The following is a 14,409-nucleotide window of genomic DNA, read 5'->3' as shown; positions in this document are numbered from 1 at the left end:
CCCTGCACCAGCCTGTCGGCGGGCGCTGGCCGCGCGATCTTTTGATCTTTAAAAAGATCGCGAGGCAAGCTCGCTCCTACAGAGGTATAGAGACTACTGGCGCATGCCGCGGCCGCTGACCAGCAGTTTGGCGCAGGCGAAGTACAGGACCACAGTTGCGACGACCATAAAGGTCAGCGCCACGCTGATTTTGATGTCCGATACGCCGAGGATCCCGTAACGGAAGGCGTTGACCATGTGCAGCACCGGGTTGGCCAAGGACACGCTCTGCCAAAACGGTGGCAACAGGGTAATCGAGTAGAACACCCCGCCCAGGTAGGTCAGCGGCGTCAGCACAAACGTCGGGATGATTGAGATATCGTCGAAGTTGCGCGCAAATACGGCGTTGATAAAGCCCAACAACGAGAAGATCGTCGCGGTCAGCACCACCACCACAATGGTCAGGAGCAGGTGATGCACCTGCAAGTGGGTGAAGAACAGTGATAGCAAGGTCACGATCAAGCCCACCATCAAGCCGCGCAAGATACCGCCCACGGTGAAGCCGATCAGAATGGTGTGGGGCGACACCGGCGACACCATCAGCTCTTCAATCGAGCGCTGGAACTTGGCACCAAAGAAGCTCGATACCACGTTGCCGTAGGAGTTGGTGATCACCGACATCATGATCAGGCCCGGCACGATGTACTCCATATAGGTGAAACCACCCATATCACCGATTTGCCGACCAATCAGGTTACCGAAGATCACAAAGTATAAGACCATGGTGATTGCTGGCGGCAGCAAGGTTTGCGGCCAGATGCGCATGAAACGGCGCACTTCACGGTAAATGATGGTGTTCAACGCAACCAGGTTGGGACGCAGTTCTGAACTCATACGGCCACCTTTGCCAGGTTTTTCTCGACCAGCGACACAAACAACTCCTCAAGGCGGTTGGTTTTATTGCGCAGGCTCACCACTTCGATGTTTTGCGCGGCCAATTGGGTGAACAAACCGGTAATGCCCACGGCTTTATCGACTTGTACTTCCAGGGTGGTGCCATCGAGCAACAGGCTCGGGTAGCCGACCAAGTGCGGGGTAGACGCCAGCGGATGCTTCAGATCGAGGACAAAGGTCTCGACGTGCAGTTGGCCAAGCAACTGGCGCATGCTGGTGTTTTCGACGATGGTGCCGTGGTCGATGATGCCGATGTTGCGGCACAACTGCTCAGCCTCTTCCAGGTAATGGGTGGTGAGGATGATGGTGGTGCCCTGCTCGTTCAGCTCAGTGAGGAAGGTCCACATCGAGCGGCGCAGTTCAATGTCCACACCGGCAGTCGGTTCGTCGAGGATCAACAGGCGCGGCTCGTGCACCAGCGCCCGGGCGATCATCAGTCGACGTTTCATACCGCCCGACAACGAACGCGAAGGGGTGTCGCGCTTGTCCCAAAGCCCCAACTGCGTCAGGTACTTTTCGGCACGCTCCTTGGCGATTTTGGCCGGAATACCGTAGTACCCCGCCTGGGTCACGACGATGTCGAAGGTCTTTTCAAACTGGTTGAAGTTGAACTCTTGCGGCACCACCCCGATGCTGCGCTTGAGCGCGGCGGGGTTGCGGTCAAGGTCATGGCCGAAGACATTCACCGTGCCGCTGGTTTTGTTCACCAACGTGGAAAGAATGCCGATGGTCGTGGATTTGCCGGCACCGTTAGGGCCCAGCAAGGCGAAAAAGTCACCTTCAGCAACGTCCAGATCGATACCACTCAGGGCCTGGAAACCGTTGCCGTAGGTTTTGGTTAGCTGCCGTATGGACAGAGCGGAACTCATATCGGATTACGCACCAAGATGGGAATAAGAGGGATGACTCAATAAGGGCGAACTGTCTGTAAGACAAGTCCGACAAAGCCAATGAACAGGTGCCATGGTGCTTGGCCTTGCCGCACAAGTACAGTCGCCCGTATTAATAGTGGCTATTAAGTCAACGCAGTCATGACCGCATTGCGGTAGGCCGGGCGCAGCTTGAGGCGCGCATACCAGGCCTCCAGGTGCGGCATCGGCGGGCGTTCGATGGGCATTTCAAACCAGGCGTAAATAAACGACCCCAGCGGGATATCGCCCATGCCGATTTCATCACCGGACAGGTAAGGCTTTTCAGCCAACGCCTTGTCGGGAATAACCAGCAGCTCGGCACAGGTCTTGATCGAGGCGTTGATTTTCACCCAGTCCTGCTGCTCGGCCGGGGTGCGCAAAATCCCCCAGAACACATCGCGAAAAGCACCGGCAAAAGACGACGTGGTCCAGTCCATCCACTTATCTGCCTGGGCGCGAACGCGGTTGTCGTCCTGATACCAGGACGTGTCCGAGCCGTATTCGGCGGACAGATAGCGCACGATCACGTTGGATTCCCACAACACAAACCCATCGTCTTCCAGCATCGGCACACGGCCATTCGGGTTCAGCGCCCGATACTCCGGGCTGTCGACCACACCAAACGCACCGCCCGCCTCTGCTCGCTCATACTCAAGCGCCAACTCTTCGATACACCACAACACTTTTCTAACATTCGACGAATTCTTGCGACCCCACACTTTCAGCATGATTGAACTCCTGATTGATAGACGCCGGGGCAGTCTACGCCGTGAAGCTGAACTGTGCCTCCCGCACAAGGTCACTATTGGACGACCTTGCTCAAGAGTTGCGACTAAGCTCACAAGGGTGCGCCCCTGGCTCCATGGAGGATTGGATATGCTGTTGTTGTGGATAGTGGTTTTGATCGTAGGCGTTGCCTGGCTGGCCCACCGGCGCGTCTCCCCGCTGACGGCGATTGCCGTGGTAGCGATTTACCTGCTGATCATGGACTTCTTCAGCCATGCGCCGATCTGGGTGCTGGTGCTCTTGTGGGTGTTGCTGGCAGCGCCAGCGGCCTTGCTGTTACTGCCTGATCTGCGCCGCAAACGCTTTACCGCGCCGCTGTTCAACTGGTTCCAGAAAGTTCTGCCGCCCATGTCGCAAACCGAGCGTGATGCCATCGACGCTGGCACCGTGTGGTGGGATGGCCAACTGTTTAGCGGCCGCCCCGACTGGAACCAGTTGCTGGCCTACCCCAAAGCCCAACTGACCGAAGAAGAACAGGCGTTTATCGACGGCCCCATCGAAGAACTCTGTGCGATGGTCACTGACTGGCAGATCGGCCAGGCCATGGACTTGCCGCCAGAAGCCTGGGCGCACATCAAGGAACACGGCTTTTTCGCCCTGATCATCCCCAAATCGTTCGGCGGCAAGGGCTTTTCGGCCTACGCCCACTCGCAAGTCGCGATGAAACTCGCCACCCGCAGCGGCGATCTGGCCTCGACGGTGATGGTGCCCAACTCCCTCGGCCCGGCCGAACTGTTGCTGCACTACGGCACCGAAGAACAGCAAAACCATTACCTGCCGCGTCTGGCACGTGGCGATGACATCCCGTGCTTTGCCCTCACCGGGCCGCTGGCGGGCTCCGACGCCGGGGCGATGCCCGACACCGGGATCATTTGCAAAGGCCAATGGCAAGGCGAAGAAGTCATCGGCCTGCGCCTGAACTGGGAAAAACGCTACATCACCCTCGGCCCCGTCGCCACCCTGCTCGGCCTGGCGTTCAAGGCACACGACCCGGAGCACTTGCTGGGCGACAAGGAAGATCTGGGCATCAGCCTGGCGTTGATCCCCACCGACACCCCCGGCGTTGAAATCGGCCGTCGGCACTTGCCGCTGGGCGCCGCGTTCATGAACGGGCCCAACTCAGGCAAGGATGTGTTTATCCCCCTGAGCTACCTGATTGGTGGCCAGGAAATGCTCGGCAAAGGCTGGATGATGCTGATGAACTGCCTGTCGGTCGGGCGTTCGATTTCGCTACCGGCGGTTGGCACCGGCGCCGCCAAGTTCACCAGTCTGGTGACCGGGCAATACGCCCAGGTGCGCGAGCAGTTCAACGTGCCACTGGCGGCCTTTGAAGGCATTCAAGAAGCCCTGGCGCGTATCGGCGGCAATGCCTGGCTGATGGACAGCGCCCGCATGCTCACCGCCAACGCGGTGGACCTGGGTGAAAAACCGTCAGTGCTGTCAGCGATTCTCAAGTACCACCTGACCGAGCGCGGCCGCGAGTGCATCAGCCATGCCATGGACGTGCACGGCGGCAAAGGCATCATCATGGGGCCCAATAACTATCTGGGCCGAAACTGGCAGGGTGCGCCGATTTTCATCACCGTTGAAGGGGCCAATATCCTGTCGCGAAACCTGATGATCTTTGGCCAGGGCGCCATTCGCTGCCATCCGTTTGTGCTCAAGGAAATGGCCCTGGCCGGACGCGAAGACCGCGAGCAGGCCCTGTTAGAGTTTGATGGCTTGCTGCTCAAGCACATTGGCTTTGCCGTCAGCAACGTCGCCAGCACCCTGGTGTTGAACCTGGGCCTGGGGCGCTTCGAACACGCGCCTGGCAACACCCTGAGCCAAGGCTACTTCCGCGCCTTGAACCGTCAGGCAGCGGCTTTTGCGATGCTCGCTGACCTGAGCATGATGCTGCTGGGCGGCGAGCTTAAGCGCCGCGAGCGTTTGTCTGCGCGCCTGGGTGATGTGCTGAGCCATATGTACCTGGCCTCGGCGGCGCTCAAGCGCTATCACGATCTAGACTCCCCCGAGCACCTCAACCCGCTGTTCAAGTGGGCCATGGAAGAAAGCCTCGGGCATTCGGAACGGGCGCTGGACGAGATCCTGAAAAACTTCCCGAGCCGACCGCTGGGCTTTCTGTTGCGCGGCGTGGTGTTCCCGTTTGGTCGTCGCCATACCGGGCCTTCTGATGCGCTGGATGCTGAAGTCGCGGCCGTGCTGGGCCGGGCCAAAGGCGATCCGACACTCGAAGCGGTGCTTGCCGGCTGCTACCGCCCGCAATCTGCCGATGACGCGGTGGGCGCCCTGCAACATGCCGCCGATTTGCTCAAAGCCGCTCACCCGCTGCACAAAAAGCTCCACGACGCGCTGAAAAGTGGCCAGTTCAAACCGGTACCGGGCGAGCCGTCCATCGATTCGGCGTTGCACGCGGGCATCCTGCAACCGGCCGAAGCCGAAACCCTGCGCGCCGCTGAAGCCGCACGGCGCAAGGTGATTGATGTGGATGACTTCGCCAAAGAAGAACTCACCCACAGCGAAGGAAAGATTCGCTAGCAGGACAGCGGGCGCGCAGAGCTTTATACTCTCGCGCCCGTTTTGCTCTAGAGGACTCCACCATGGCCACTAATGACCTCAACCACAATCTCGCCCTGCTCGATATGCTGCGCAGCATCCTGGTTGCCGTCGGTGACGCCGAGCAAATCCCGGAAGAAAGCCATGCGCTGTTTATTGAACGCTTCGACGAGATGAAAGCCGGTCTGTTGACCGATTTTGATGAAAGCCAATACCTGGGCCAGGACATTCTCTGCCAGGTGATCGAACGCTACCCGCAAATCGCCCACGTGGTGCCGCGTGACCTGTTGTGGTTCTTCGGCGGTTCCTGCTTCAACTTCCTCGCCGATGAAGAGCTGGACATGTATGAGGCGCTGGAAGAACGCCGCTTTGAAGCCGAAGAAAACGGCGAGCCGTTCGACTGGAATCAAGAAAAGCAGTTCATGGCGCTGCCGACCGACGCAGACAGCCCACAGCACTGATTGGCGCACTGAATGCCAAGGCCCGCCCGGTTAACCGCGCGGGTCTTTTTTTGGCCCCAGCGTCGGCTCTTGCGCCAGCCGCTCAACCAGAAAGTCGATAAACACCCGCAGCTTGGGCGGCAGATAGCGCGTCGGGGTATGCAGCAGCCACACGCCGCCGTGGTACGACGCAATAAAATTCCAGGCCGGCAGCACCTGCACAACCTCGCCCTGCTCCAGCGCCTGACGCGCCGTGAAGTAAGGCAAGCTGCCAATGCCGATGTGCTGTAACACCGCATCCAGCCGCACGCCCGTGTGGTTGGCCGCATAACGACCGGTAACCCCGACCGTCACCGTCTTGCTGCCTTGCTTGAATTTCCAGCGGGCATCCGCCGGGGTTTCGCCCAGATAGATACAACTGTGGTGACGCAAATCCTCCGGCTGGCGGGGCGTGCCATGTTCCGCCAGGTAAGCAGGCGTAGCGCAGAGCAAATGCTCGATCAAAAACAACTGGCGACCCACCAGGCCCGGCGGCGGCTGATCGGTGATGCGCATGCTCAAATCCACGTTGTCGTCGATCAGATCGACGTGGCGGTCCTCCAGAATCAATTGCACATCGACCTTGGGATATCGCCGCAAAAACTCGGGCATGTGCGGATGCACCACGTAGCGCCCCACCGCCTTGGGCACGCTGACGCGAATCAGCCCTTCAGCCTCCTGGCTATAGCGACCGCTGAGGTCCATGACCGATTGCGCTGCCCCCACCACCTCCTGGCAACGCTTGAACACTTCCTCGCCCACATCACTCAGGCGCAGCTTGCGGGTGGTGCGCTGCAGCAGGCGGATCGCCAGGGCCTTTTCCAGTCGGGCGACACTGCGGCTGATGGCAGACGGCGAGGTGTCCAGCTGTCGCGCAGCCTCGGAAAAACTGCCGACCTCGACCACCCTCACGAAGACCACCATTTCAGCCAGTAATGACAGCGGTAGATTTATGCTCACAGCGCACAGGTCCATTGAAAATTGGAGGGATTATCACACCCAAGGGGCGTCCCTATACTTTAAACCTAATTGTTTCAGGACTCGCCACATGACCTCACGCCTGTTTTATACCGACGACACCCTCACCGCCGACGTCGACGTACTCAGTTGCACCGCGCACGACGACGGCTTTGCCGTCATTCTCAAGGCCACACCTTTTCATCCGCAGGGCGGCGGACAGCCCAGCGACACTGGCTGGATTGGCGCCAGTGAAGTGCTCAAGGTGTTCCAGGAGCACGACCGGATTGTGCATATCGTCCAGCAAGCCGTGCCGCTGGGTACGGCGCAAGCCCGCGTGGATGAGGCCCGCCGTGAGTTAAACAGCCGGCTGCATTCGATGGGGCATTTGATTGGCGTGTGCGGCGAACGCGCAGGCTGGAAGCCGATCAAGGCCCACCACTGGCCGGGGGAATGCCGGGTCAGTTTTATGCCGGGTGAGAACGCTCAACCGATGCACATCGAGCAGATCAAAGAACAGCTTGAGCAGTGGATCAGCGCTGACTTGCCACGGGTCATTCAGGTCAACGCCGACCAGCGCTTTATCGGCTTTGGCGAACTGCCGAGCTACCCGTGCGGCGGCACCCATGTCAGCTCGTTGAAGCAATTACACGCCGCACCGACCTTGTCGATCAGTGAAAAGAAAGGCGTGCTTGCTGTTCGCTATCAATAGCACTCTGTGGGAGCGGGCTTGCTCGCGATGATCGTTAACAATCACGCATATTTGCCTGGTAAATGAGGCGCTCTGAAGGCCATCGCGAGCAAGCCCGCTCCCACTTGGGTCGTGTCGCTCATAAGAGGCATCACTCGATTTTCGCCCGCTGGCGCTGAACAAAACGGTTCACGTAATCGTCCGCAGGCGTGTGCAGAATCTCTTGTGGCGTGCCCACCTGCACCAACTGCCCGTCCTTGAGAATGGCAATGCGATTGCCGATACGCAGCGCTTCGTCCAGATCATGGGTGATAAAGACGATGGTTTTTTGCAGCGTGCGTTGCAGTTCCAGCAGTTGGTCCTGCATCTCGGCGCGGATCAGCGGGTCGAGGGCACTGAAGGCTTCGTCCATCAAAATGATGTCGGTATCGGTGGCCAATGCACGGGCCAACCCCACGCGCTGACGCATGCCACCCGAGAGCTGGTGGATAAACGCCTGCTCATAACCTTGCAAACCCACCACCGTGATCCAGTGCCGGGCGCGCTCGTTGCACTGCGCCGTGCTCTCTCCGCGCACCTTGAGGCCGTACGCCACGTTTTCCAGCACGTTGCGATGCGGCAACAGGCCAAAACTCTGGAACACCATGCTGATTTTTTGCCGCCGAAACTGGCGCAAAGTCGGCATGTCGTACTCGAGGATGTTTTCACCCTCCACCAGAATCTGCCCGCTGGTCGGGTCGATCAGGCGGTTGAAGTGACGCACCAGCGTCGACTTGCCCGACCCGGACAAACCCATGATGACGAACACTTCGCCCGCTTGAATCGACAGCGACAAGTCGTTGATGCCCACCACGCTGCCGGTTTTGGCCAGCACATCGGCTTTGCTCTGGCCCTCCTTGATCATGGCCAGGGCTTCTTTTTCGCGCTTACCGAACACCTTGAAGACATTGCGCACTTCGATCTTGTTGATCACAGCCTCACTCATCTTTTGCCCCATGCCGTGGTCGGCCATAGGCTTGGGTTATGCGGTCGATCACCACAGCCAGAATTACAATGGCCAGCCCTGCTTCCAGGCCCTTGCCGACGTTGAGTGTCTGAATCCCCACCAGCACGTTTTCGCCCAAGCCACGGGCGCCGATCATTGACGCGATGACCACCATCGACAGCGCCATCATGGTGGTCTGGTTGATCCCTGCCATGATGCTCGGCATGGCCAGCGGCAATTGCACCCCGAATAATTGTTGCCAGGGGTTGGCCCCGAAGGCATTGATGGCTTCCATCACTTCGTGGTCAACCTGACGCAAGCCCAGATCGGTCAAACGGATCAACGGCGGCACCGCATAGATCACCGTGGCGAAAATGGCCGGGACCTTGCCCAGGCCAAACAGCATCAATACCGGGATCAGGTACACGAAGCTGGGCATGGTTTGCATGATGTCCAGCAGCGGCATCAACAGCGTGCGCAAGCGGTTGCTGCGCGCCGCCAAAATACCCAATGGGATGCCCAGCAGCACGGAAATCACCGTGGCCACCATCACTAGCGCCAGGGTTTGCATCAGTTTGTCCCACAGCCCCACCGCACCGACCAGAAACAACAGCCCCACGATCAGCACGCTGCTGACCACTTTGCGCGTGGCGTGCCAGGCAATCACCCCGACGATCAGCAGCATCAGCCACCACGGGGTCAGGCGCAGCAGGTTTTCAAGGCTAACGATGGCCCACAGCAAGGTGTCGGAGATGTGTCGGAACACATCCCCGTAGTTGCTGACCAGCTCATCGACCCAGGTATTGACCCAGCCAGCGATGGAAAACGTCAGATTCTCAGGAAACATGCATGGCTCGTACTCAGTGAATTATTTGGCGTTAAGCGCCGCATCAACTTTTTGCGCCGCCTCGGCGGTCACCCAGCTGTGCCAGATCTGCGGCTGGTCGCGCAAAAACGCTTCGGCAGCCTGGCGCGGTTCGGTGCGTTTTTCACTCATGTCAGCCAGGGTTTTGTTCAGCAAATCGATCGGGAAATCGACCTTTTCATAGAACTCGACCAACTGCGGATACTGGGTTTTGAACGGGGTTGATACACCAATCGCCAGTTTTGCCGGCAATGAGCGCGTGCCCTTAGGGTTAGGATTGTTGGCGTCAGACAGGGTTTTCCAGGCCTCGGCATCGAAGGCCGGTTCGTCCAGCTTGATCAGTTTGTAGCGACCGATCAGCGGGGTCGGCGACCAGTAGTAGAACAGCACCGGTTTGCCACGACGGATCAACGAAGCGACTTCAGCGTCCAGTGCAGCGCTGGAGCCGGTGCGGAAGTTCACGAAGTCTTTGTCCAGGCCATAGGCCTTGAGTTTCTGGCTGTTGACGATCTCGGAGGTCCAGCCCGTCGGGCTATTGAGGAAGCGTCCACGGCTTGGGTCTTCGGGGTCACGGAACACGTCTTTGTAGCGCTTCAAGTCATCCACCGACTTCAAGTCCGGGGCCAACGGCTTGATGCCTTTTTCCGCGTCGCCCTTGATCACGTACTCAGGCACCCACCAGCCTTCACTGGCGTTCTTGACGATGTCACCCAGCCCCGAGACTTTGCCCTCGGCTTCAGCTTTGATCCACGCGGGGCTGCGCCCGGCCCACTCCTCGCCGATCACCTGAATGTCGTTTTTAGCCAGCGCCGCCTCAAGGCTTACCGTACTGCCCGGCAAGGTATCAGTCGCCTCGCCATAGCCCTTCTCGGTCAAAATGCGCAGCACTTCGGTGATAAAACTGCCGCTTTCCCAAGTGATGTCACCAAAGTGAATCGGGGTGTTTTTGCTGTCAGCCAGGACCGGCTGGCTCAACAATCCAAGTGCCAGCAGCGAGCCACCGAGCCATTTTTTAAGGTTGTTCATACGGATTCTCTTGTCATGGATAGGGGCAAAACTATCGGCCGCACTGACTTCAGCGTAGCCGTTGGCATCGCAGGGCGGTTACAGCAAAACCTCATAACCTGCCGCGCTCGCTTCACGCTGGTAGCCAATAACGACCTGATAGTCGTTTTCGCTGGCCGGTAATACTTCCTGTAAACCCAAGGTGGCACTTACCTGTGGCAACTGCTGCAAGGCAAGGTTCATTGCCTCGCGAATACGCTCAGCGCCCGCGCTGCCGGCACTGAGTGCGGTGATGTAGGGCAAATTGGGGCTGATGGCGGTGCGCGCAACAATGCGCAGCCCGGCGACTTCGGCAGGGGCATAGCGCGCCAGGTAGGCAAACGTGACGCTGTCGATGGAGGCCAGGTCTGCCCAGCCTTCACGCACCCAGCGCAGGCTTTGTTGATGCGCGCCGCTGGTGGCCACCGAGGCAAAAAAACGCCCGTCTTGCTGCAAGGGCGTCAGCCGATGCCGGAACAGGTTCATGCCACTGTTGGAGTGCCGGTCATTGATCACCCCGCGGCTGCCCCTGAAATCCGCCAGTTCGACACGCGGGTCGGTTTCACGGCCGACAATCACGCTGCAATGGCGCCCGGCGCTGCTGTCGGGCCATTCATAACGCGGGCGGCCGACCACTTGCACCTGGCCCTGCAACTGAGTCAGCAGCGGGTAGCCGCAGGTTTGGGTCAGTAACAAATCGGGCGAGCGAAACAGCTCCAGCAACTCAATGCCCCCGGCGTCGCGGCGCGTGGCCTGCAACAGCTCAAGGATACGTATCAGCCATTGTTCATTGGCCTCACGCACCTGCGCCGGGGCCACGTACATCAATAACTCTGCATAACCGCCTGACATACAGCGCTCCTGGTGACGTTAAACAAACGGGTGTTTGGGGCTATCAATGGCGTGCACCGCGTGCCGACGAATCAACTCGCCATAGCCGTGCACCACATAATGGCCGCTGCGCTGTTGCCATTGTTCACGCCGCGCCCGGTACACCCTGGGCATGTAGAACCAGGGCAGACGCGGCAGATCGTGGTGCACCAAGTGCAAGTTTAGATTCAGGAACAACCAGGTCCACGGCCAGCCGGCTTCATTGAGCACCGTACGCTGTTCGGGACGGGCTGCGGGGCGGTGCTCGTAAAAAGAGCGGACCATGCCGACAGACAGCACCGGGACGGTGACCAAAAACACGTATTGCCAGACCGTCACGGCGCTGTAGCGGGCGATAAAGGCAAACATCAGCAGCGTGAAAAAACCGTGGGTCAGCCACATCAGCCAGGCTTTGCGCTCGCCCTGGCGCAGGCGCTGAAGTTCTTCTTTGGCCATCCCGTACAACGCCAAAGGCGGGCCAACCAACAAGCGGCCCGGCACGGTTTTGTTCAGCCAGAGCACTGCACGAAACAGCCTGGAACTGCGCTCCCAGCCTGACTGGCTCAAGTAACGGCTTTCGGGATCGACGCCGGGGATGGTCAGGTCATGATCGTGGTGATGCTGCAAGTGGCTGTCGCGGTACAAGGTGTACGGGTACCACAGGGCAAAGGGCGCATAGCCCAGCACCTTGTTCAGCCAATTGAAACGGGTGGGATGGCCATGCAACAGCTCGTGCTGGACTGACATCCACAGCACCACCACCGGGATCAACAGCACAATGGTCCAGCCCGCGCCAAGCACCGGGCTGGCCAGCATCAAGGCAAACCAGGCGCTGGGCACCGCAATCAACAACAACCAGGTGGGCCATTGCGTACGACCGGTAAAGGTGTGAGCCAGGGCCTGAATGTCTTGTTGCTGAGCGCTGTCAAAATAATGCGACATCTGAAGGACTCAAAAAAAGGTTTGAATCCTTGTGTGGCGCGAGGCGCAAATATCTTGCAGATCGTTTGGTTATGAGCTTAGAACCGTGATGCCTCACCTCACACTGTAGGAGCGAGCATGCCTCGCGATCTTTTGATCCTGGCGCTTTCGACGTGGTGACAAACCTCAGGTTGCCCCGCTCAAAAGCCACAGCAGATCAAAAGATCGCGAGACAAGCTCGCTCCTACGGGTTGAAGTGTTCAGTCGGGCAGACGCCGACTGTTTAATTCAATTTCTGAGGGTTGAGCTTTTGCCGTGCGCGCAACTGGGTGGTGGTTTCGCCGCCCACGCCCCAGTTATCGGTCGAGACTTCGTCGATCACCACGTAGGTGGTCGACGGCGCCTTGTTCAGCACGCGCTCCAGCAACTCGGTCACCCCTTGAATGAGCAAGCGCTTTTGTTCGGCGCTTACCCCTTCATCGGTCACTTTGATATTGACGTAAGGCATGTCGGTTTCCTCGTTGATTACCAGGTGCCGCCGGTGCTGCCACCGTCAACCGGGATAATGGCGCCACTGACGAAGGTCGATGAGGTGAGGTAAAGCACCGCATCAACGATGTCTTGCGGCGTACCGATGCGCCCGCTCGGTGACAGGGTTTTCAGGAAGTCACGGGTCGGCTGGTCTGTACCGTGCATCGGGGTCGCGATAATGCCGGGCGCCACGCCGTTGACCTGCACTTGGGAGGCCGCCAGTTCCAGCGCCAAACCACGCACGGCGCTGTTCAGGCCGCCCTTGATCAACACCGGCAACAAGGCCGGAACTTTGACGTTGGGTTGCAGGGCAATGGATGCGGTAATGGCAACGATTTGACCGCCACCGTTGGCCGTCATGTGCCGCGCTGCCGCCTGGGCCGGGTAGAAAAAGCCTTTGAGATTGGTGTCCACAATCGACTCCAGCTGCGCCTCGGTGTAATCCGCCACGGGGCTTGGCACGAAGATCCCGGCGTTGCTGATCAAGATATCGACCTTGCCAAACGCTTCGATGGCGCGCTCAAACAAACGGGTGGCGGTGCTCGCCAAGGCGATATCGCCTTCTACCAGCAGAAAGTTGGCCGGGTTGCCGAGCGAGTCGGCAGCCTCCTGCAGGCGGGCCAGGGTCCGCGCATTGCCTACCACATTAAACCCCAGGTCCAGATAAGCCTTGGCAATGGCCAGGCCAAGCCCGCTGGAGGCGCCGGTAACGATGACTGTTTTAGCTGAACTCATGATGCTTCTCCGCAGGTTCAAGGCGTATGCCTTACAGGTGGAGGCACTCTAGGCCAGGTTTTACACTTGAAAAATGAGGCCCATGGCATTTGAATAGATACCTCATGTAATCAATTGGCCGTGCCATGACCCGTCACTTCGATGATGTTCAACTGGGCAGTATTGAACTGTTTTGCCTGGCAGCCGAGACCGGCAGCTTCACGGCCGCGGCCAATCTGGCCGGGGTCACACCGGCGGCGGTGAGTCGTTCGGTGGCCCGCCTGGAGGAGCGCTTGGGGGTGCGTTTGTTTGTGCGCACCACTCGCCAGATGCGCCTCACCGACAGCGGGCGGCTTTACTACCAGCAATGCCGTCAGGCGCTGACGCAATTGGTCGATGCCGAACGTGAAGTCACCGGCCAGCAAAGCCAGCCTTCCGGCTTGTTACGCATCAGTGTGCCCACGCCCTATGCTCACTACCGGTTGCTGCCGAAGTTGCCTGCGTTTCGCCGGCAATTCCCTGACGTTCAAGTCGATGTGCACATCAGCAACCGCAACATCGACTTTGCCGATGACGGTTTTGATCTGGCGATCAGAGGCAAGGCGCCGACCGATTCCGGGCTGATCGCCCGTACTCTGGAAGAAGCCGAACTGGTGGTGGTGGCAACCCCTGATTACTTACGCGAAGCGGGCACGCCCACCTCGCTGGAAGCACTGGCCCAACATGACTGCATTCAGTACCAACTCCCCAGCAGCGGGCGCAATTTGCCGTGGGCGTTTCAGCGGGACGGTCAGTGGGTTGAGCTGGAAACCTCAGGCAACTGCGCCTGCCTGGATGATTACCTGGGCGCCGTGACACTGGTCAAACACGGCGCAGGCCTGATGCAGACCTACCGTTTCACCGTGCAGCAGGCACTGGAGCGCGGCGAGCTGTGTGAAGTGTTGAGCGCCTTCGGCGGTGCCCGGCGCCCGTTTATCCTTCTGTACCCGCACGCTCGCCACGTGCCGCAACGCGTGCGGGCATTTATCGACTTTATGGTGCAGTGAGGCTGGCAAGATCAAAAGATCGCGAGACAAGCTCGCTCCTACAGCAATGCTGTTCACTTAAGCGATTTCGGCCTCTGTGGGAGCGGGCTTGCTCGCGATGGTCGTTAACGATGACGCGTT

General features: G+C 59.1%; 15 protein-coding genes. 4 read left to right on the top strand and 11 right to left on the bottom strand.

Translation table 11 applies throughout. The features are described from left to right. Positions 1–93: 93 nt before the first annotated feature. The 3 genes from AAEZ03_RS24315 to AAEZ03_RS24305 all read right to left on the bottom strand — a co-directional run bounded on the left by AAEZ03_RS24315 (position 94) and on the right by AAEZ03_RS24305 (position 2,572). Positions 94–873: an ABC transporter permease gene (locus AAEZ03_RS24315; protein ID WP_048389040.1), complete on the bottom strand. Its 780-nt coding sequence runs from the start codon at positions 871–873 to the stop codon at positions 94–96. Continuing rightward, positions 870–1,802, bottom strand: a complete 933-nt coding sequence (locus tag AAEZ03_RS24310; protein ID WP_262126795.1) for an ABC transporter ATP-binding protein — start codon at positions 1,800–1,802, stop codon at positions 870–872. Before AAEZ03_RS24310 ends, AAEZ03_RS24315 begins: the two co-directional genes overlap by 4 nt. A gap of 146 nt (positions 1,803–1,948) precedes the next feature. Then, a complete protein-coding gene (locus AAEZ03_RS24305; protein ID WP_123750176.1) occupies positions 1,949–2,572 on the bottom strand; it encodes a glutathione S-transferase in 624 nt (207 codons plus the stop codon). Between the two features lie 148 nt (positions 2,573–2,720). Here AAEZ03_RS24305 and AAEZ03_RS24300 point away from each other — a divergent pair, with 148 nt between their 5' ends. Beyond that, positions 2,721–5,168 carry an acyl-CoA dehydrogenase gene (locus AAEZ03_RS24300; RefSeq protein ID WP_350582133.1) on the top strand — a complete coding sequence of 816 codons (2,448 nt, stop codon included), beginning with the start codon at positions 2,721–2,723 and terminating at the stop codon, positions 5,166–5,168. A gap of 62 nt (positions 5,169–5,230) precedes the next feature. Beyond that, positions 5,231–5,647: a PA2817 family protein gene (locus tag AAEZ03_RS24295; protein WP_048373645.1), complete on the top strand. Its 417-nt coding sequence runs from the start codon at positions 5,231–5,233 to the stop codon at positions 5,645–5,647. A 30-nt stretch (positions 5,648–5,677) separates the two neighbouring features. On the opposite strand, the gene AAEZ03_RS24290 is transcribed toward AAEZ03_RS24295, so the two are convergent. Continuing rightward, positions 5,678–6,625, bottom strand: coding sequence for a LysR family transcriptional regulator (locus AAEZ03_RS24290; protein WP_048389111.1), 948 nt, complete (start codon positions 6,623–6,625; stop codon positions 5,678–5,680). Between the two features lie 88 nt (positions 6,626–6,713). Between AAEZ03_RS24290 and AAEZ03_RS24285 the strand changes: the two genes are divergently transcribed. Then, on the top strand, positions 6,714–7,334 hold the full coding sequence (locus AAEZ03_RS24285) for an alanyl-tRNA editing protein (protein ID WP_153335405.1): 621 nt from the start codon (positions 6,714–6,716) through the stop codon (positions 7,332–7,334). Between the two features lie 130 nt (positions 7,335–7,464). Here the strand turns inward: AAEZ03_RS24285 and AAEZ03_RS24280 are convergent, their stop codons facing one another. The 7 genes from AAEZ03_RS24280 to AAEZ03_RS24250 all read right to left on the bottom strand — a co-directional run bounded on the left by AAEZ03_RS24280 (position 7,465) and on the right by AAEZ03_RS24250 (position 13,264). Further along, a complete protein-coding gene (locus AAEZ03_RS24280; protein WP_123750174.1) occupies positions 7,465–8,298 on the bottom strand; it encodes a quaternary amine ABC transporter ATP-binding protein in 834 nt (277 codons plus the stop codon). After that, positions 8,291–9,145: an ABC transporter permease gene (locus tag AAEZ03_RS24275; protein ID WP_350582131.1), complete on the bottom strand. Its 855-nt coding sequence runs from the start codon at positions 9,143–9,145 to the stop codon at positions 8,291–8,293. The genes AAEZ03_RS24280 and AAEZ03_RS24275 overlap by 8 nt, the downstream gene beginning before the upstream one ends. Positions 9,146–9,166: 21 nt before the next feature. Continuing rightward, complete coding sequence (locus AAEZ03_RS24270) at positions 9,167–10,189, bottom strand: ABC transporter substrate-binding protein (protein WP_123750172.1); 1,023 nt, start codon at positions 10,187–10,189, stop codon at positions 9,167–9,169. A 78-nt stretch (positions 10,190–10,267) separates the two neighbouring features. Further along, complete coding sequence (locus AAEZ03_RS24265) at positions 10,268–11,059, bottom strand: phosphate/phosphite/phosphonate ABC transporter substrate-binding protein (protein WP_350582129.1); 792 nt, start codon at positions 11,057–11,059, stop codon at positions 10,268–10,270. A gap of 18 nt (positions 11,060–11,077) precedes the next feature. Next, positions 11,078–12,019, bottom strand: coding sequence for a fatty acid desaturase (locus tag AAEZ03_RS24260; RefSeq protein ID WP_048373654.1), 942 nt, complete (start codon positions 12,017–12,019; stop codon positions 11,078–11,080). A 262-nt stretch (positions 12,020–12,281) separates the two neighbouring features. Beyond that, complete coding sequence (locus tag AAEZ03_RS24255; protein WP_314918201.1) at positions 12,282–12,506, bottom strand: tautomerase family protein; 225 nt, start codon at positions 12,504–12,506, stop codon at positions 12,282–12,284. A gap of 17 nt (positions 12,507–12,523) precedes the next feature. Next, complete coding sequence (locus AAEZ03_RS24250) at positions 12,524–13,264, bottom strand: SDR family NAD(P)-dependent oxidoreductase (RefSeq protein ID WP_048389019.1); 741 nt, start codon at positions 13,262–13,264, stop codon at positions 12,524–12,526. Between the two features lie 125 nt (positions 13,265–13,389). Here AAEZ03_RS24250 and AAEZ03_RS24245 point away from each other — a divergent pair, with 125 nt between their 5' ends. Then, positions 13,390–14,289 carry a LysR family transcriptional regulator gene (locus AAEZ03_RS24245; RefSeq protein WP_350582126.1) on the top strand — a complete coding sequence of 300 codons (900 nt, stop codon included), beginning with the start codon at positions 13,390–13,392 and terminating at the stop codon, positions 14,287–14,289. The last annotated feature ends 120 nt before the right edge of the window (positions 14,290–14,409 follow it).

The sequence above is a fragment of the Pseudomonas sp. HY2-MNA-CIBAN-0224 genome, from assembly GCF_040310285.1.
Classification (GTDB): Bacteria; Pseudomonadota; Gammaproteobacteria; order Pseudomonadales; family Pseudomonadaceae; genus Aquipseudomonas; species Aquipseudomonas helleri.
The sequence above is the reverse complement of the archived record's forward strand: the minus strand, read 5'-3'. Positions and strand labels throughout refer to the sequence as shown.

What these genes read in the sequence shown, in the direction of transcription:
- AAEZ03_RS24315 (WP_048389040.1), bottom strand. Translation starts at nt 873, where the DNA reads ATGAGTTCAGAACTGCGTCCCAACCTGGTTGCGTTGAACACCATCATT.
- AAEZ03_RS24310 (WP_262126795.1), bottom strand. Translation starts at nt 1,802, where the DNA reads ATGAGTTCCGCTCTGTCCATACGGCAGCTAACCAAAACCTACGGCAAC.
- AAEZ03_RS24305 (WP_123750176.1), bottom strand. Translation starts at nt 2,572, where the DNA reads ATGCTGAAAGTGTGGGGTCGCAAGAATTCGTCGAATGTTAGAAAAGTG.
- AAEZ03_RS24300 (WP_350582133.1), top strand. Translation starts at nt 2,721, where the DNA reads ATGCTGTTGTTGTGGATAGTGGTTTTGATCGTAGGCGTTGCCTGGCTG.
- AAEZ03_RS24295 (WP_048373645.1), top strand. Translation starts at nt 5,231, where the DNA reads ATGGCCACTAATGACCTCAACCACAATCTCGCCCTGCTCGATATGCTG.
- AAEZ03_RS24285 (WP_153335405.1), top strand. Translation starts at nt 6,714, where the DNA reads ATGACCTCACGCCTGTTTTATACCGACGACACCCTCACCGCCGACGTC.
- AAEZ03_RS24280 (WP_123750174.1), bottom strand. Translation starts at nt 8,298, where the DNA reads ATGAGTGAGGCTGTGATCAACAAGATCGAAGTGCGCAATGTCTTCAAG.
- AAEZ03_RS24275 (WP_350582131.1), bottom strand. Translation starts at nt 9,145, where the DNA reads ATGTTTCCTGAGAATCTGACGTTTTCCATCGCTGGCTGGGTCAATACC.
- AAEZ03_RS24270 (WP_123750172.1), bottom strand. Translation starts at nt 10,189, where the DNA reads ATGAACAACCTTAAAAAATGGCTCGGTGGCTCGCTGCTGGCACTTGGA.
- AAEZ03_RS24265 (WP_350582129.1), bottom strand. Translation starts at nt 11,059, where the DNA reads ATGTCAGGCGGTTATGCAGAGTTATTGATGTACGTGGCCCCGGCGCAG.
- AAEZ03_RS24260 (WP_048373654.1), bottom strand. Translation starts at nt 12,019, where the DNA reads ATGTCGCATTATTTTGACAGCGCTCAGCAACAAGACATTCAGGCCCTG.
- AAEZ03_RS24255 (WP_314918201.1), bottom strand. Translation starts at nt 12,506, where the DNA reads ATGCCTTACGTCAATATCAAAGTGACCGATGAAGGGGTAAGCGCCGAA.
- AAEZ03_RS24250 (WP_048389019.1), bottom strand. Translation starts at nt 13,264, where the DNA reads ATGAGTTCAGCTAAAACAGTCATCGTTACCGGCGCCTCCAGCGGGCTT.
- AAEZ03_RS24245 (WP_350582126.1), top strand. Translation starts at nt 13,390, where the DNA reads ATGACCCGTCACTTCGATGATGTTCAACTGGGCAGTATTGAACTGTTT.